The sequence below is a fragment of the Phytobacter palmae genome, from assembly GCF_039409775.1.
Lineage (GTDB): Bacteria > Pseudomonadota > Gammaproteobacteria > Enterobacterales > Enterobacteriaceae > Phytobacter > Phytobacter palmae.
The window spans coordinates 11,106-26,283 of record NZ_JBCIVJ010000037.1 but is presented as its reverse complement, the minus strand read 5'-3'; the positions used below and the strand labels follow the sequence as shown (position 1 = coordinate 26,283).

Genomic DNA, 15,178 nt, shown 5'->3' with positions numbered 1-15,178 from the left:
ACCATCGAACTGCCGGAAGGCGTAGAGATGGTAATGCCGGGCGACAACATCAAAATGGTTGTTACCCTGATCCACCCGATCGCGATGGACGACGGTCTGCGTTTCGCAATCCGTGAAGGCGGCCGTACTGTAGGCGCGGGCGTTGTAGCAAAAGTTCTGGGCTAATTACTCGCTAATTAGTTTTGAATTGAAAAGGGCGCTAAGGCGCCCTTTTTGCTGTCTGTTCGCTGGCCGTCATATTTGTTCGCATTTTTCCACATCATCCCGGCATACAAACATCGTTGTGCTATTGTAATCATAACTATTCTCATTTAGACTTTGCACATAAATTGAACGGGAGTGATTATGTACGTTTGTTTGTGTAATGGTGTAAGTGATAAAAAAATTCGCCAGGCTGTACGCCAGTTTCATCCCCAATCCTTTCAGCAATTGCGCAAGTTTATTCCTGTTGGAAATCAGTGTGGTAAGTGTGTACGTGCTGCTCGTGAAATTATGCAGGACGAGTTGCTACAGATCCCGGAATATAAAGAAACTGCCTGAGACTTCTGCTTTTTTTTGACTTCCCCGTAGCCCGATCTACGCTTCAATGAGTGGAAGCGGAGGGACTATAATGAAAGGTGATGTCAAAGTTATAAATTATCTCAATAAGTTGTTGGGAAACGAGCTTGTCGCAATCAACCAGTATTTTCTCCATGCGAGAATGTTCAAAAACTGGGGCCTGATGCGCCTTAATGATGTTGAATATCACGAATCCATCGATGAAATGAAACACGCCGATAAATACATCGAGCGTATTCTGTTTCTTGAAGGCATTCCGAATCTGCAAGACCTGGGCAAACTCGGCATCGGTGAAGACGTTGAGGAAATGCTTCAGTCCGATTTACGACTGGAACTGGAAGGGGCAAGAGATTTACGTGAAGCCATTGCCTATGCTGACAGTGTGCACGACTATGTCAGTCGGGACATGATGATTGAAATTCTTGCCGACGAAGAAGGCCACATTGACTGGCTGGAAACCGAGCTGGATCTTATCGGCAAGATTGGTTTGCAGAACTATCTTCAGTCGCAAATCAAGGTTGAAGATTGACTATCGACCTGAAAATGCTTTGATAAGCTATTATCAAACCCGCGCCCGCCAGGAATGGACCAAAAGGGAGCGGGTTTTTTATTATCTGCAGATTTCTGCATTTTAGCGTCATCAGGCAAACGACACCTGACGCAAGTAAGGCGGCAATGAAGATAAGTAAAGGTAAGGCTTCCCAGCCATGCCAGGCACCGAGCGCAGCCAGAAATTTTACGTCACCATAGCCGAGTCCCTCCTGATGTCGGAGAAAGCGATACCCCCAATAGAGTGCTGCGAATCCGCCGTATCCCGCAATTGCCCCAAAAACCTTTTCCTGTAACAGCGCGGGATTGAACCAGCCAAAATAAAACAGCCCGGCCCAGAGAAGAGGGCAGGTGAAGCGATCGGGTAGAAGACCTTGCCGGACGTCATACCAAACCAGGAATGCATTAAGTATTAGATAAATAACCACAAAGAGAATTGTACTTGCCATTTAACCTCCACATGCTCGCTTGCATTTGAGCATCTACGACGGAGGCAAGCGGCAAAAGAGGGTGAAGTACTTCTTGCGCACTAGCCCGAGAAAAAAAAGACCGCCATACATCGTGCTACAAACAATTTGCGAAGCCAGATGTGTAGCCGTTTAATTTATAAACGCCCCTTGCGTAAATGCCAGATTTACGTATAATGCGCGGGCTTGTCGTAATTGACGGCTGGTTCGATATGAACCCCGATAGCGCATTTTGCTATCAAACAATGCTCCCAATCGGGGGGCTATGTAAGAACGGTTACACTCTCCCATCAATCGTAATGGGTATGAGGAGTAATCATTTCGTCTATAAAATAATTGGAGCTCTGGTCTCATGCAGAACCAAAGAATCCGTATCCGCCTGAAAGCGTTTGATCATCGTCTGATCGATCAATCAACCGCGGAAATCGTCGAGACTGCCAAGCGCACTGGTGCGCAAGTCCGTGGTCCGATCCCGCTGCCGACCCGCAAAGAGCGCTTCACCGTTCTGATCTCCCCGCACGTTAACAAAGACGCGCGCGATCAGTACGAAATCCGCACTCACAAGCGTCTGGTTGACATCGTTGAGCCAACCGAGAAAACCGTTGATGCTCTGATGCGTCTGGACCTGGCTGCCGGTGTAGACGTGCAGATCAGCCTGGGTTAATCAGGTCATCGAGCGATTGAGAGGTTGAAACAATGATTGGTTTAGTCGGTAAAAAAGTGGGTATGACCCGCATCTTCACTGAAGATGGCGTATCTATCCCAGTAACCGTAATCGAAGTTGAAGCAAACCGCGTTACTCAGGTTAAAGATCTGGCTAACGATGGCTACCGCGCTATTCAGGTGACCACTGGTGCTAAAAAAGCTAACCGTGTAACTAAGCCGGAAGCGGGTCACTTCGCTAAAGCTGGCGTAGAAGCTGGCCGTGGTCTGTGGGAATTCCGTCTTGCTGACGGCGAAGAATTCACCGTAGGTCAGAGCATTAGCGTTGAGCTGTTTGCCGAAGTTAAAAAAGTTGACGTAACTGGCACCTCTAAAGGTAAAGGTTTCGCAGGTACCGTTAAGCGCTGGAACTTCCGTACCCAGGACGCTACCCACGGTAACTCCTTGTCTCACCGCGTTCCGGGTTCTATCGGTCAGAACCAGACTCCGGGCAAAGTGTTCAAAGGCAAGAAAATGGCAGGTCAGCTGGGTAACGAACGTGTAACCGTTCAGAGCCTGGACGTAGTACGTGTTGACGCTGAGCGCAACCTGCTGCTGGTTAAAGGTGCGGTCCCGGGTGCAACCGGTAGCGACCTGATCGTTAAACCAGCTGTGAAGGCGTGAGGAGATAGCAATGGAATTAGTATTGAAAGACGCGCAGAGCGCGCTGACTGTTTCCGAAACTACCTTCGGTCGTGATTTTAACGAAGCGCTGGTACACCAGGTTGTTGTTGCTTATGCAGCTGGTGCACGTCAGGGTTCTCGTGCTCAGAAGACTCGTGCTGAAGTAACTGGTTCCGGTAAAAAACCGTGGCGCCAGAAAGGTACCGGCCGTGCGCGTTCTGGTTCTATCAAGAGCCCGATTTGGCGTTCTGGTGGCGTGACTTTCGCTGCGCGTCCGCAGGACCACAGTCAAAAAGTTAACAAAAAGATGTACCGCGGCGCGCTGAAAAGCATCCTGTCCGAACTGGTACGTCAGGATCGTCTGATCGTTGTCGAATCTTTCTCTGTTGAAGCGCCGAAAACCAAGCTGCTGGCACAGAAACTGAAAGACATGGCTCTGGAAGATGTGCTGATCATCACCGGTGAGCTGGACGAAAACCTGTTCCTGGCTGCGCGCAACCTGCACAAGGTTGACGTACGCGATGCAACTGGTATCGACCCGGTTAGCCTGATCGCCTTCGACAAAGTCGTAATGACTGCTGATGCTGTTAAGCAAGTTGAGGAGATGCTGGCATGATTCGTGAAGAACGTCTGCTGAAGGTGCTGCGTGCACCGCACGTTTCTGAAAAAGCGTCTACTGCGATGGAAAAAACTAACACCATCGTTCTCAAAGTTGCTAAAGACGCGACCAAAGCAGAAATCAAAGCTGCTGTGCAGAAACTGTTTGAAGTCGAAGTCGAAGTCGTTAACACCCTGGTAGTTAAAGGGAAAGTTAAACGTCACGGACAGCGTATCGGTCGTCGTAGCGACTGGAAAAAAGCTTACGTCACCCTGAAAGAAGGCCAGAATCTGGACTTCGTTGGCGGCGCTGAGTAAGTCGGAGGAGTAATACAATGGCAGTTGTTAAATGTAAACCGACATCTCCGGGTCGTCGCCACGTAGTTAAAGTGGTTAACCCTGAGCTGCACAAGGGCAAACCTTTTGCTCCGCTGCTGGAAAAAAACAGCAAATCCGGTGGTCGTAACAACAATGGCCGTATCACCACTCGTCACATCGGTGGTGGCCACAAGCAGGCTTATCGTCTGGTTGACTTCAAACGCAACAAAGACGGTATCCCGGCAGTTGTTGAGCGTCTTGAGTACGATCCGAACCGTTCTGCGAACATCGCACTGGTTCTGTACAAAGATGGCGAGCGCCGTTACATTCTGGCCCCTAAAGGCCTGAAAGCTGGCGACCAGATTCAGTCTGGCGTTGATGCTGCAATCAAAGCAGGCAACACCCTGCCGATGCGCAATATCCCGGTTGGTTCTACCGTTCATAACGTAGAAATGAAACCAGGTAAAGGCGGTCAGCTGGCACGTTCCGCTGGTACTTACGTTCAGATCGTTGCGCGTGATGGTGCTTATGTCACCCTGCGTCTGCGTTCTGGTGAAATGCGTAAAGTCGAAGCAGACTGCCGCGCTACTCTGGGCGAAGTTGGCAATGCTGAGCATATGCTGCGCGTTCTGGGTAAAGCAGGTGCTGCACGCTGGCGTGGTGTTCGTCCTACCGTTCGCGGTACTGCGATGAACCCAGTCGACCACCCACATGGTGGTGGTGAAGGTCGTAACTTTGGTAAGCACCCGGTAACTCCATGGGGCGTTCAGACCAAAGGTAAGAAGACTCGCAGCAACAAGCGTACTGATAAATTTATCGTACGTCGCCGTAGCAAATAATATTAGAGGATAAGCCATGCCACGTTCTCTCAAGAAAGGTCCTTTTATTGACCTGCACTTGCTGAAGAAGGTAGAGAAAGCGGTGGAAAGCGGAGACAAGAAGCCCCTGCGCACTTGGTCCCGTCGTTCAACGATCTTTCCTAACATGATCGGTTTGACCATCGCTGTCCATAATGGTCGTCAGCACGTTCCGGTATTTGTTTCCGACGAAATGGTCGGTCACAAACTGGGTGAATTCGCACCGACTCGTACTTATCGCGGCCACGCTGCTGATAAAAAAGCGAAGAAGAAATAAGGTAGGAGGAAGAGATGGAAACTTTAGCTCAACATCGCCATGCTCGTTCTTCTGCTCAGAAGGTTCGCCTTGTTGCTGACCTGATTCGCGGTAAGAAAGTGTCGCAGGCCCTGGATATTCTGACCTACACCAATAAGAAAGCGGCTGTACTGGTCAAGAAAGTTCTGGAATCTGCCATTGCTAACGCTGAACACAACGATGGCGCTGACATTGACGATCTGAAAGTTGCGAAAATTTTCGTAGACGAAGGCCCGAGCATGAAGCGCATTATGCCGCGTGCAAAAGGTCGTGCAGATCGCATCCTGAAGCGCACCAGCCACATTACTGTGGTTGTGTCCGATCGCTGAGACTCTGGAGACTAGCAATGGGTCAGAAAGTACATCCTAATGGTATTCGCCTGGGTATTGTCAAACCTTGGAACTCTACCTGGTTCGCGAACACCAAAGAATTCGCTGACAACCTGGACAGCGATTTTAAAGTACGCCAGTACCTTACTAAGGAACTGGCTAAAGCGTCCGTATCTCGTATCGTTATCGAGCGTCCGGCTAAGAGCATCCGTGTGACCATTCACACCGCTCGCCCGGGTATCGTTATCGGTAAGAAAGGCGAAGACGTAGAAAAACTGCGCAAGGTCGTAGCGGATATCGCTGGCGTTCCTGCTCAGATCAATATCGCCGAAGTTCGTAAACCTGAACTGGACGCAAAACTGGTTGCTGACAGCATTACTTCTCAGCTGGAACGTCGTGTTATGTTCCGTCGTGCTATGAAGCGTGCTGTACAGAACGCAATGCGTCTGGGCGCTAAAGGTATCAAAGTTGAAGTTAGCGGCCGTCTGGGCGGCGCGGAAATCGCACGTACCGAATGGTACCGCGAAGGTCGTGTTCCGCTGCACACTCTGCGTGCTGACATTGACTACAACACCTCTGAAGCGCACACCACTTATGGTGTAATCGGCGTTAAAGTGTGGATCTTCAAAGGTGAGATCCTTGGTGGTATGGCTGCTGTTGAACAACCGGAAAAACCGGCTGCTCAACCGAAAAAGCAGCAGCGTAAAGGCCGTAAATAAGGAGCGTCGCTGATGTTACAACCAAAGCGTACAAAATTCCGTAAGGTGCACAAAGGCCGCAACCGTGGTCTGGCGCAGGGCACGGATGTGAGCTTCGGCACTTACGGTCTGAAAGCTGTTGGCCGTGGTCGTCTGACCGCTCGTCAGATCGAAGCAGCACGTCGTGCCATGACACGTGCAGTTAAGCGTCAGGGTAAGATCTGGATCCGTGTATTCCCGGACAAACCGATCACCGAGAAGCCGCTGGAAGTTCGTATGGGTAAAGGTAAAGGTAACGTGGAGTATTGGGTTGCCTTGATTCAGCCGGGTAAAGTCCTGTATGAAATGGACGGCGTTCCGGAAGAGCTGGCCCGTGAAGCCTTCGAGCTGGCAGCAGCAAAACTGCCGATTAAAACCACCTTTGTAACTAAGACGGTGATGTAATGAAAGCAAATGAGCTGCGTGAAAAAAGCGTTGAAGAGCTGAACGCTGAGCTGCTGAACCTGCTGCGTGAGCAGTTCAACCTGCGTATGCAGGCTGCAAGTGGCCAGCTGCAACAGACTCACCTGCTGAAGCAGGTTCGTCGTGATGTTGCACGCGTTAAGACTTTACTGACTCAGAAGGCGGGTGCGTAATGACCGATAAAATCCGTACTCTGCAAGGTCGCGTAGTTAGCGACAAAATGGAGAAATCCATTGTTGTTGCTATCGAACGTTTTGTGAAACACCCGATCTACGGTAAATTCATCAAGCGTACGACCAAACTGCACGTACATGACGAGAACAACGAATGCGGTATCGGTGACGTGGTTGAAATCCGCGAATGCCGTCCGCTGTCCAAGACTAAGTCCTGGACGCTGGTTCGCGTTGTAGAGAAAGCGGTTCTGTAATACAGTACGCATTCTCAATAATAAACGGTCCAGCGATGGGCCGTTTATTTTTTCTACCCATATCCGGTAAGCGGTGTTATAATGCCGCGCCCCCGATATGGGGCTTTTTAACGACCCGTTTTTAGGGTCTCAGTAGTAGTTGACATTAGCGGAGCACTAAAATGATCCAAGAACAGACTATGCTGAACGTCGCCGACAACTCCGGTGCACGTCGCGTAATGTGTATCAAGGTTCTGGGTGGCTCGCACCGTCGCTACGCAGGCGTAGGCGACATCATCAAGATCACCATCAAAGAAGCAATTCCGCGTGGTAAGGTCAAAAAAGGTGATGTGCTGAAGGCGGTAGTGGTGCGCACCAAGAAGGGTGTTCGTCGCCCTGACGGTTCTGTCGTTCGCTTCGATGGTAATGCTTGTGTTCTTCTGAACAACAACAGCGAGCAGCCCATCGGTACGCGTATTTTTGGGCCGGTAACTCGTGAACTTCGTTCTGAGAAGTTTATGAAAATCATCTCTCTGGCACCAGAAGTACTCTAAGGAGCGAATCATGGCAGCGAAAATCCGTCGTGATGACGAAGTTATCGTGCTGACCGGCAAAGATAAAGGTAAGCGCGGTAAAGTTAAGAATGTCCTGTCTTCCGGCAAGGTCATCGTTGAAGGTATCAACCTGGTTAAGAAACATCAGAAGCCGGTTCCGGCCCTGAATCAACCAGGCGGCATTGTTGAGAAAGAAGCAGCTATTCAGATCTCTAACATTGCAATCTTCAATGCGGCAACCGGCAAGGCTGACCGTGTAGGCTTTAGATTCGAAGACGGCAAAAAAGTCCGTTTCTTCAAGTCTAATAGCGAAACTATCAAGTAATTTGGAGTAGTACGATGGCGAAACTGCATGATTACTACAAAGACGAAGTAGTTAAAAAACTCATGACTGAGTTTAACTACAATTCTGTCATGCAAGTCCCTCGGGTCGAGAAGATCACCCTGAACATGGGTGTTGGTGAAGCGATCGCTGACAAGAAACTGCTGGATAACGCAGCAGCTGACCTGGCAGCAATCTCCGGTCAAAAACCGTTGATCACCAAAGCACGCAAATCTGTTGCAGGCTTCAAAATCCGTCAGGGCTATCCGATCGGCTGTAAAGTAACTCTGCGTGGCGAACGCATGTGGGAGTTCTTTGAGCGCCTGATCACTATTGCTGTACCGCGTATCCGTGACTTCCGTGGCTTGTCCGCTAAGTCTTTTGACGGTCGTGGTAACTACAGCATGGGTGTCCGTGAGCAGATCATCTTCCCAGAAATCGACTACGATAAAGTCGACCGCGTGCGTGGTTTGGATATTACCATTACCACTACTGCGAAATCTGACGAAGAAGGCCGTGCTCTGCTGGCTGCCTTTGACTTCCCGTTCCGCAAGTAAGGTAGGGTTACTTAATGGCTAAGCAATCAATGAAAGCACGCGAAGTAAAGCGCGTAGCTTTAGCTGATAAATTCTTCGCTAAACGCGCTGAACTGAAAGCTATCATCTCTGATGTGAACGCAACCGACGAAGATCGTTGGAATGCCGTTCTCAAGCTGCAGACTCTGCCGCGTGATTCCAGCCCGTCTCGTCAGCGTAATCGCTGCCGTCAAACTGGTCGTCCGCACGCTTTCCTGCGGAAGTTCGGGTTGAGCCGTATTAAGGTCCGTGAAGCCGCTATGCGCGGTGAAATCCCGGGTCTGAAAAAGGCTAGCTGGTAATTGTCACCAATTGAATCACGGGAGTAAAGACAGATGAGCATGCAAGATCCGATCGCGGATATGCTGACCCGTATCCGTAACGGTCAGGCCGCGAACAAAGCTGCGGTCACCATGCCTTCCTCCAAGCTGAAAGTGGCAATTGCCAACGTGCTGAAGGAAGAAGGTTTTATTGAAGATTTCAAAATCGAAGGCGACACCAAGCCTGAACTGGAAGTAGCTCTTAAATACTTCCAGGGCAAAGCTGTTGTAGAAAGCATTCAGCGTGTCAGCCGCCCAGGTCTGCGCATCTATAAGAAAAAAGATGAGCTGCCGAAAGTTATGGGTGGTCTGGGTATTGCAGTTGTTTCTACCTCTAAAGGTGTTATGACTGATCGTGCAGCGCGCCAGGCTGGTCTTGGTGGCGAAATTATCTGCTACGTAGCCTAATCGGAGGAAAAAATGTCTCGTGTTGCTAAAGCACCGGTCGTTATTCCTGCCGGCGTTGATGTAAAACTCAACGGTCAGGTTATCACGATCAAAGGTAAAAACGGCGAGCTGACTCGTACTCTCAACGATGCTGTTGAAGTGAAACATGCAGATAACGCTCTGACTTTCGGTCCGCGTGATGGTTACGCAGACGGTTGGGCTCAGGCTGGTACCGCACGTGCCCTGCTGAACTCAATGGTTATCGGTGTTACCGAAGGCTTCACTAAGAAGCTGCAGCTGGTTGGTGTAGGTTACCGTGCAGCGGTCAAAGGAAATGCAGTAAACCTGGCTTTAGGTTTCTCTCATCCTGTTGACCATCAACTGCCGGCTGGCATCACTGCAGAGTGCCCGACTCAAACTGAAATCGTGCTGAAAGGCGCTGATAAGCAGTTGATCGGTCAGGTTGCAGCTGATCTGCGCGCCTACCGTCGTCCTGAGCCTTATAAAGGCAAGGGTGTTCGTTACGCCGACGAAGTCGTGCGTACCAAAGAGGCTAAGAAGAAGTAAGGTAACACTATGGATAAGAAATCTGCTCGTATCCGTCGTGCGACCCGCGCACGCCGCAAGCTCAAAGAGCTGGGCGCAACTCGCCTGGTGGTACATCGTACCCCGCGTCATATTTACGCACAGGTAATTGCACCGAACGGTTCTGAAGTTCTGGTAGCTGCTTCTACTGTAGAAAAAGCTATCTCTGAACAACTGAAGTACACCGGTAACAAAGACGCGGCTGCAGCTGTGGGTAAAGCTGTCGCTGAACGCGCTCTGGAAAAAGGCATCAAAGATGTGTCCTTTGACCGTTCCGGGTTCCAATATCATGGTCGTGTCCAGGCACTGGCAGATGCTGCCCGTGAAGCTGGCCTTCAGTTCTAAGGTAGAGGTGTAAGATGGCTCACATCGAAAAACAAGCTGGCGAACTGCAGGAAAAGCTGATCGCGGTAAACCGCGTATCTAAAACCGTTAAAGGTGGTCGTATTTTCTCCTTCACAGCTCTGACTGTAGTTGGTGATGGTAACGGTCGCGTAGGTTTTGGTTACGGTAAAGCTCGCGAAGTTCCGGCAGCGATCCAGAAAGCGATGGAAAAAGCCCGTCGCAATATGATTAACGTCGCGCTGAACCACGGCACCCTGCAGCACCCGGTTAAGGGTACTCACACGGGTTCTCGTGTATTCATGCAGCCGGCTTCCGAAGGTACCGGTATCATCGCCGGTGGTGCAATGCGCGCCGTCCTGGAAGTCGCTGGGGTTCATAACGTTCTGGCTAAAGCATATGGTTCCACCAACCCGATCAACGTGGTTCGTGCAACTATTGATGGCCTGGAAAATATGAATTCTCCAGAAATGGTCGCTGCCAAGCGTGGTAAATCCGTTGAAGAAATTCTGGGGAAATAAACCATGGCAAAGACTATTAAAATTACTCAAACCCGCAGTGCAATCGGTCGTCTGCCGAAACACAAGGCAACGCTGCTTGGCCTGGGTCTGCGTCGTATTGGTCACACCGTAGAACGTGAGGATACTCCTGCCGTTCGTGGTATGGTCAACGCGGTTTCCTTCATGGTTAAAGTTGAGGAGTAAGAGATGCGTTTAAATACTCTGTCTCCGGCCGAAGGCTCCAAAAAGGCGGGTAAACGCCTGGGTCGTGGTATCGGTTCTGGCCTCGGTAAAACCGGTGGTCGTGGTCACAAAGGTCAGAAATCTCGTTCTGGCGGTGGCGTACGTCGCGGTTTCGAGGGTGGTCAGATGCCACTGTACCGTCGTCTGCCGAAATTCGGTTTCACTTCTCGTAAAGCAATGATCACTGCTGAGATTCGTCTCTCTGATCTGGCTAAAGTAGAAGGCGACGTAGTTGACCTGAACACGCTGAAAGCAGCAAACATTATCGGTATTCAGATCGAGTTCGCGAAAGTGATTCTGTCTGGTGAAGTTTCTACTCCGGTAACTGTTCGTGGCCTGCGTGTTACTAAAGGCGCTCGTGCTGCTATCGAAGCTGCTGGCGGTAAAATCGAGGAATAAGTAGCAGATGGCTAAACAACCGGGATTAGATTTTCAAAGTGCCAAAGGTGGCTTAGGCGAGCTGAAACGCAGACTGCTGTTTGTTATCGGTGCGCTTATTGTGTTCCGTATTGGCTCTTTTATTCCGATCCCTGGTATTGATGCCGCTGTACTTGCCAAACTGCTTGAGCAACAGCGAGGCACCATCATTGAAATGTTTAACATGTTCTCTGGTGGTGCTCTCAGCCGTGCTTCTATCTTCGCACTGGGTATTATGCCGTACATCTCGGCATCTATTATTATCCAGTTGCTGACGGTCGTTCATCCGGCCCTGGCAGAACTGAAGAAAGAAGGGGAATCTGGTCGTCGTAAGATTAGCCAGTACACCCGTTACGGTACTCTGGTGCTGGCGATATTTCAGGCAACCGGTATAGCTACCGGTTTGCCGAATATGCCTGGTATGCAGGGCCTGGTTATTAACCCAGGCTTTGCATTCTATTTCACCGCTGTTGTAAGTCTGGTTACAGGAACGATGTTCCTGATGTGGCTCGGCGAACAGATTACTGAGCGTGGTATCGGCAACGGTATCTCAATCATTATCTTCGCTGGTATCGTTGCGGGACTCCCGCCAGCCATTGCCCATACTATCGAGCAAGCGCGTCAAGGCGACCTGCACTTCCTCCTGTTGCTGTTGGTTGCAGTATTAGTATTTGCAGTGACGTTCTTTGTTGTATTCGTTGAACGTGGTCAACGCCGCATTGTGGTAAACTACGCGAAACGTCAGCAGGGTCGTCGTGTCTATGCTGCTCAGAGCACACATTTGCCGCTGAAAGTGAATATGGCGGGGGTAATCCCGGCAATCTTCGCTTCCAGTATTATTCTGTTCCCGGCAACCATCGCGTCATGGTTCGGGGGCGGTACTGGTTGGAACTGGCTGACAACAATTTCGCTGTATTTGCAGCCTGGGCAACCGCTTTATGTGTTACTCTATGCGTCTGCAATCATATTCTTCTGTTTCTTCTACACGGCATTGGTTTTCAATCCGCGTGAAACAGCAGATAACCTGAAGAAGTCCGGTGCATTTGTACCAGGAATTCGTCCGGGAGAGCAAACGGCGAAGTATATCGATAAGGTAATGACCCGCCTGACTTTGGTTGGTGCGTTGTATATTACTTTTATCTGCCTGATCCCGGAGTTCATGCGTGATGCGATGAAAGTGCCGTTCTACTTCGGTGGGACTTCGCTGCTTATCGTTGTTGTCGTGATTATGGACTTTATGGCTCAAGTGCAAACTCTGATGATGTCAAGTCAGTATGAGTCTGCATTGAAGAAGGCGAACCTGAAAGGCTATGGCCGTTAATGGTCGCCCGAGAAGTTACGGAGAGTAAAAATGAAAGTTCGTGCTTCCGTCAAGAAATTATGCCGTAACTGCAAAATCGTTAAGCGTGATGGCGTCATCCGCGTGATTTGCAGTGCCGAGCCGAAACATAAACAGCGCCAAGGCTGATTATTTCGCATATTTTTCTTGCAAAGTTGGGTTGAGCTGGCTAGATTAGCCAGCCAATCTTTTGTATGTCTGTGCGTTTCCATTTGAGTATCCTGAAAACGGGCTTTTCAGCATGGTGCGTACAAGTAAAATTATAGGAGTGCATAGTGGCCCGTATAGCAGGCATTAACATTCCTGATCAGAAACATGCTGTGATCGCATTAACTTCGATCTACGGCGTCGGCAAGACCCGTTCCAAAGCCATCCTGGCTGCAGCGGGTATCGCTGAAGATGTTAAGATCAGTGAGCTGTCTGAAGAACAAATCGACACGCTGCGTGACGAAGTTGCCAAATTTGTCGTTGAAGGTGATCTGCGCCGTGAAATCAGCATGAGCATCAAGCGCCTGATGGATCTTGGTTGCTATCGCGGTTTGCGTCATCGTCGTGGTCTGCCAGTGCGCGGTCAGCGTACTAAGACCAACGCACGTACCCGTAAGGGTCCGCGCAAACCGATCAAGAAATAATCGGGGTGATTGAATAATGGCAAAGGCACCAATTCGTGCACGTAAACGTGTAAGAAAACAAGTCTCTGACGGCGTGGCTCATATCCATGCTTCTTTCAACAACACCATCGTTACTATCACTGATCGTCAGGGTAACGCATTGGGTTGGGCAACAGCCGGTGGTTCCGGTTTCCGTGGTTCTCGCAAATCCACTCCGTTTGCAGCTCAGGTTGCAGCAGAGCGTTGTGCAGAAGCCGTTAAAGAATACGGCATCAAGAATCTGGAAGTTATGGTCAAAGGTCCGGGTCCGGGTCGCGAATCTACTATTCGTGCTCTGAACGCCGCTGGTTTCCGCATCACTAATATTACTGATGTGACTCCGATCCCTCATAACGGTTGTCGTCCGCCGAAAAAACGTCGCGTATAACGCCTCGTTTTCTAGGATTGTTGGAGAAAGAAAATGGCAAGATATTTGGGTCCTAAGCTCAAGCTGAGCCGTCGTGAGGGCACCGACTTATTCCTTAAGTCTGGCGTTCGCGCGATCGATACCAAGTGTAAAATTGAACAAGCTCCTGGCCAGCACGGTGCGCGTAAACCGCGTCTGTCTGACTATGGTGTGCAGTTGCGTGAAAAGCAAAAAGTTCGCCGTATCTACGGTGTGCTGGAGCGTCAGTTCCGTAACTACTATAAAGAAGCAGCGCGTCTGAAAGGCAACACCGGTGAAAACCTGTTGGCTCTGCTGGAAGGTCGTCTGGACAACGTTGTATACCGTATGGGCTTCGGCGCCACTCGTGCAGAAGCACGCCAGCTGGTTAGCCATAAGGCTATCATGGTAAACGGTCGTGTTGTTAACATCGCTTCTTATCAGGTTAGTCCGAATGACGTTGTTAGCATTCGTGAGAAAGCGAAAAAGCAGTCTCGCGTGAAAGCCGCTCTGGAGCTGGCTGAGCAGCGTGAAAAGCCAACCTGGCTGGAAGTTGATGCTGGCAAGATGGAAGGCACGTTCAAGCGTAAGCCGGAGCGTTCTGATCTGTCTGCGGACATTAACGAACACCTGATCGTCGAGCTTTACTCCAAGTAAAGCTTAGTACCAAAGAGAGGACACAATGCAGGGTTCTGTGACAGAGTTTCTAAAACCGCGCCTGGTAGATATCGAGCAAGTGAGTTCGACGCACGCCAAGGTGACCCTTGAGCCTTTAGAGCGTGGCTTTGGCCATACTCTGGGTAACGCACTGCGCCGTATTCTGCTCTCATCGATGCCGGGTTGCGCGGTGACCGAGGTTGAGATTGATGGTGTACTTCATGAGTACAGCACCAAAGAAGGCGTTCAGGAAGATATCCTTGAAATCCTGCTCAACCTGAAAGGGCTGGCGGTGAGAGTTCAGGGTAAAGATGATGTTATTCTTACTCTGAATAAATCTGGCATTGGCCCTGTGACTGCAGCCGACATTACCCACGACGGTGATGTCGAAATCGTCAAGCCGCAGCACGTGATCTGCCACCTGACCGATGAGAACGCGTCTATTAGCATGCGTATCAAAGTTCAGCGCGGTCGTGGTTATGTGCCGGCTTCTGCCCGAATTCATTCGGAAGAAGATGAGCGCCCAATCGGCCGTCTGCTGGTCGACGCATGCTACAGCCCTGTAGAGCGTATTGCCTACAATGTTGAAGCAGCGCGTGTTGAACAGCGTACCGACCTGGACAAGCTGGTCATCGAAATGGAAACCAACGGCACAATCGATCCTGAAGAGGCGATTCGTCGTGCGGCAACCATTCTGGCTGAACAACTTGAAGCTTTCGTTGATTTACGTGATGTACGTCAGCCGGAAGTGAAAGAAGAGAAACCAGAATTCGATCCGATCCTGCTGCGCCCTGTTGACGATCTGGAATTGACTGTCCGCTCTGCTAACTGCCTCAAGGCAGAAGCTATCCACTATATCGGTGATCTGGTACAGCGTACCGAGGTTGAGTTGCTGAAAACGCCGAACCTGGGTAAAAAATCTCTTACCGAGATTAAAGATGTGCTGGCCTCGCGTGGTTTGTCTCTGGGCATGCGCCTGGAAAACTGGCCGCCGGCAAGCATTGCTGACGAGTAACCGGATCACAGGTTAAGGTTTTACT

31 protein-coding genes are annotated in these 15,178 nt (G+C 50.2%); 30 read left to right on the top strand and 1 reads right to left on the bottom strand.

The annotated features are described in order from the left end of the window. The 3 genes from AAIG39_RS24500 to bfr form a co-directional block, all read left to right on the top strand. Positions 1-165: EF-Tu C-terminal domain-related protein (locus tag AAIG39_RS24500; RefSeq protein WP_001669278.1), on the top strand; the 165-nt coding region annotated here is incomplete at its 5' end. Between the two features lie 180 nt (positions 166-345). Continuing rightward, on the top strand, positions 346-540 hold the full coding sequence (bfd, locus tag AAIG39_RS24495) for a bacterioferritin-associated ferredoxin (RefSeq protein WP_039076808.1): 195 nt from the start codon (positions 346-348) through the stop codon (positions 538-540). A gap of 70 nt (positions 541-610) precedes the next feature. Continuing rightward, the gene (bfr, locus tag AAIG39_RS24490; RefSeq protein WP_047372877.1) at positions 611-1,087 is read left to right on the top strand and encodes a bacterioferritin; all 477 of its coding nucleotides are present in this window, start codon (positions 611-613) and stop codon (positions 1,085-1,087) included. Here the strand turns inward: bfr and AAIG39_RS24485 are convergent. After that, positions 1,071-1,556, bottom strand: coding sequence for a prepilin peptidase (locus tag AAIG39_RS24485; protein ID WP_343194930.1), 486 nt, complete (start codon positions 1,554-1,556; stop codon positions 1,071-1,073). The genes bfr and AAIG39_RS24485 overlap by 17 nt on opposite strands. Before the next feature lie 370 nt (positions 1,557-1,926). Here AAIG39_RS24485 and rpsJ point away from each other — a divergent pair, with 370 nt between their 5' ends. The 27 genes from rpsJ (at position 1,927) to AAIG39_RS24350 (ending at position 15,153) form a co-directional block, all read left to right on the top strand. After that, a complete protein-coding gene (rpsJ, locus tag AAIG39_RS24480) occupies positions 1,927-2,238 on the top strand; it encodes a 30S ribosomal protein S10 (RefSeq protein WP_001181005.1) in 312 nt (103 codons plus the stop codon). Between the two features lie 32 nt (positions 2,239-2,270). Continuing rightward, positions 2,271-2,900, top strand: a complete 630-nt coding sequence (gene rplC / locus AAIG39_RS24475; protein WP_047372879.1) for a 50S ribosomal protein L3 — start codon at positions 2,271-2,273, stop codon at positions 2,898-2,900. A 10-nt stretch (positions 2,901-2,910) separates the two neighbouring features. After that, positions 2,911-3,516 (top strand): 50S ribosomal protein L4, encoded by a 606-nt coding sequence (gene rplD, locus AAIG39_RS24470; RefSeq protein ID WP_039076812.1) that lies wholly within the window; start codon positions 2,911-2,913, stop codon positions 3,514-3,516. Then, positions 3,513-3,815 (top strand): 50S ribosomal protein L23, encoded by a 303-nt coding sequence (gene rplW / locus AAIG39_RS24465; RefSeq protein WP_000617546.1) that lies wholly within the window; start codon positions 3,513-3,515, stop codon positions 3,813-3,815. Before rplD ends, rplW begins: the two co-directional genes overlap by 4 nt. Before the next feature lie 17 nt (positions 3,816-3,832). Continuing rightward, entirely contained in the window at positions 3,833-4,654 is an 822-nt protein-coding gene (rplB, locus tag AAIG39_RS24460) for a 50S ribosomal protein L2 (protein ID WP_039076813.1), read from the top strand. A gap of 16 nt (positions 4,655-4,670) precedes the next feature. Continuing rightward, the gene (gene rpsS, locus AAIG39_RS24455; protein WP_001138115.1) at positions 4,671-4,949 is read left to right on the top strand and encodes a 30S ribosomal protein S19; all 279 of its coding nucleotides are present in this window, start codon (positions 4,671-4,673) and stop codon (positions 4,947-4,949) included. Positions 4,950-4,963: 14 nt separating this feature from the next. Next, positions 4,964-5,296 (top strand): 50S ribosomal protein L22, encoded by a 333-nt coding sequence (gene rplV / locus AAIG39_RS24450; RefSeq protein ID WP_002919773.1) that lies wholly within the window; start codon positions 4,964-4,966, stop codon positions 5,294-5,296. A 17-nt stretch (positions 5,297-5,313) separates the two neighbouring features. Further along, a complete protein-coding gene (gene rpsC, locus AAIG39_RS24445; RefSeq protein WP_000529945.1) occupies positions 5,314-6,015 on the top strand; it encodes a 30S ribosomal protein S3 in 702 nt (233 codons plus the stop codon). Between the two features lie 12 nt (positions 6,016-6,027). Next, on the top strand, positions 6,028-6,438 hold the full coding sequence (gene rplP, locus AAIG39_RS24440) for a 50S ribosomal protein L16 (RefSeq protein WP_007369814.1): 411 nt from the start codon (positions 6,028-6,030) through the stop codon (positions 6,436-6,438). Beyond that, the gene (gene rpmC, locus AAIG39_RS24435) at positions 6,438-6,629 is read left to right on the top strand and encodes a 50S ribosomal protein L29 (protein WP_032614707.1); all 192 of its coding nucleotides are present in this window, start codon (positions 6,438-6,440) and stop codon (positions 6,627-6,629) included. The genes rplP and rpmC overlap by 1 nt, the downstream gene beginning before the upstream one ends. Continuing rightward, on the top strand, positions 6,629-6,883 hold the full coding sequence (gene rpsQ, locus AAIG39_RS24430) for a 30S ribosomal protein S17 (protein ID WP_000130100.1): 255 nt from the start codon (positions 6,629-6,631) through the stop codon (positions 6,881-6,883). The genes rpmC and rpsQ overlap by 1 nt, the downstream gene beginning before the upstream one ends. 161 nt (positions 6,884-7,044) lie before the next feature. Next, entirely contained in the window at positions 7,045-7,416 is a 372-nt protein-coding gene (gene rplN, locus AAIG39_RS24425) for a 50S ribosomal protein L14 (protein WP_004388611.1), read from the top strand. A 10-nt stretch (positions 7,417-7,426) separates the two neighbouring features. After that, positions 7,427-7,741 (top strand): 50S ribosomal protein L24, encoded by a 315-nt coding sequence (gene rplX, locus AAIG39_RS24420; RefSeq protein WP_015962742.1) that lies wholly within the window; start codon positions 7,427-7,429, stop codon positions 7,739-7,741. 14 nt (positions 7,742-7,755) lie between these two features. Then, positions 7,756-8,295: a 50S ribosomal protein L5 gene (gene rplE / locus AAIG39_RS24415; RefSeq protein WP_001096200.1), complete on the top strand. Its 540-nt coding sequence runs from the start codon at positions 7,756-7,758 to the stop codon at positions 8,293-8,295. Positions 8,296-8,309: 14 nt separating this feature from the next. Then, entirely contained in the window at positions 8,310-8,615 is a 306-nt protein-coding gene (gene rpsN / locus AAIG39_RS24410; protein ID WP_039076814.1) for a 30S ribosomal protein S14, read from the top strand. 33 nt (positions 8,616-8,648) lie between these two features. Beyond that, the gene (gene rpsH, locus AAIG39_RS24405; protein ID WP_039076815.1) at positions 8,649-9,041 is read left to right on the top strand and encodes a 30S ribosomal protein S8; all 393 of its coding nucleotides are present in this window, start codon (positions 8,649-8,651) and stop codon (positions 9,039-9,041) included. A 12-nt stretch (positions 9,042-9,053) separates the two neighbouring features. Next, complete coding sequence (rplF, locus tag AAIG39_RS24400) at positions 9,054-9,587, top strand: 50S ribosomal protein L6 (RefSeq protein WP_039076816.1); 534 nt, start codon at positions 9,054-9,056, stop codon at positions 9,585-9,587. A 9-nt stretch (positions 9,588-9,596) separates the two neighbouring features. Then, a complete protein-coding gene (gene rplR / locus AAIG39_RS24395; RefSeq protein WP_039076817.1) occupies positions 9,597-9,950 on the top strand; it encodes a 50S ribosomal protein L18 in 354 nt (117 codons plus the stop codon). Positions 9,951-9,964: 14 nt separating this feature from the next. Beyond that, the gene (gene rpsE / locus AAIG39_RS24390) at positions 9,965-10,468 is read left to right on the top strand and encodes a 30S ribosomal protein S5 (RefSeq protein WP_039076818.1); all 504 of its coding nucleotides are present in this window, start codon (positions 9,965-9,967) and stop codon (positions 10,466-10,468) included. A 3-nt stretch (positions 10,469-10,471) separates the two neighbouring features. Further along, the gene (rpmD, locus tag AAIG39_RS24385; protein ID WP_001140434.1) at positions 10,472-10,651 is read left to right on the top strand and encodes a 50S ribosomal protein L30; all 180 of its coding nucleotides are present in this window, start codon (positions 10,472-10,474) and stop codon (positions 10,649-10,651) included. 3 nt (positions 10,652-10,654) lie between these two features. Beyond that, on the top strand, positions 10,655-11,089 hold the full coding sequence (gene rplO, locus AAIG39_RS24380) for a 50S ribosomal protein L15 (RefSeq protein WP_047372880.1): 435 nt from the start codon (positions 10,655-10,657) through the stop codon (positions 11,087-11,089). Between the two features lie 7 nt (positions 11,090-11,096). Then, positions 11,097-12,428, top strand: a complete 1,332-nt coding sequence (secY, locus tag AAIG39_RS24375) for a preprotein translocase subunit SecY (RefSeq protein ID WP_047372881.1) — start codon at positions 11,097-11,099, stop codon at positions 12,426-12,428. A gap of 30 nt (positions 12,429-12,458) precedes the next feature. After that, a complete protein-coding gene (gene rpmJ, locus AAIG39_RS24370) occupies positions 12,459-12,575 on the top strand; it encodes a 50S ribosomal protein L36 (protein ID WP_000868187.1) in 117 nt (38 codons plus the stop codon). 146 nt (positions 12,576-12,721) lie between these two features. Then, positions 12,722-13,078 (top strand): 30S ribosomal protein S13, encoded by a 357-nt coding sequence (rpsM, locus tag AAIG39_RS24365; RefSeq protein ID WP_003863308.1) that lies wholly within the window; start codon positions 12,722-12,724, stop codon positions 13,076-13,078. Between the two features lie 16 nt (positions 13,079-13,094). Beyond that, a complete protein-coding gene (gene rpsK / locus AAIG39_RS24360) occupies positions 13,095-13,484 on the top strand; it encodes a 30S ribosomal protein S11 (protein ID WP_002919257.1) in 390 nt (129 codons plus the stop codon). A 33-nt stretch (positions 13,485-13,517) separates the two neighbouring features. Next, on the top strand, positions 13,518-14,138 hold the full coding sequence (gene rpsD, locus AAIG39_RS24355; RefSeq protein WP_000135224.1) for a 30S ribosomal protein S4: 621 nt from the start codon (positions 13,518-13,520) through the stop codon (positions 14,136-14,138). Between the two features lie 25 nt (positions 14,139-14,163). Beyond that, positions 14,164-15,153 (top strand): DNA-directed RNA polymerase subunit alpha, encoded by a 990-nt coding sequence (locus AAIG39_RS24350; RefSeq protein ID WP_034461761.1) that lies wholly within the window; start codon positions 14,164-14,166, stop codon positions 15,151-15,153. Positions 15,154-15,178 lie beyond the last annotated feature (25 nt).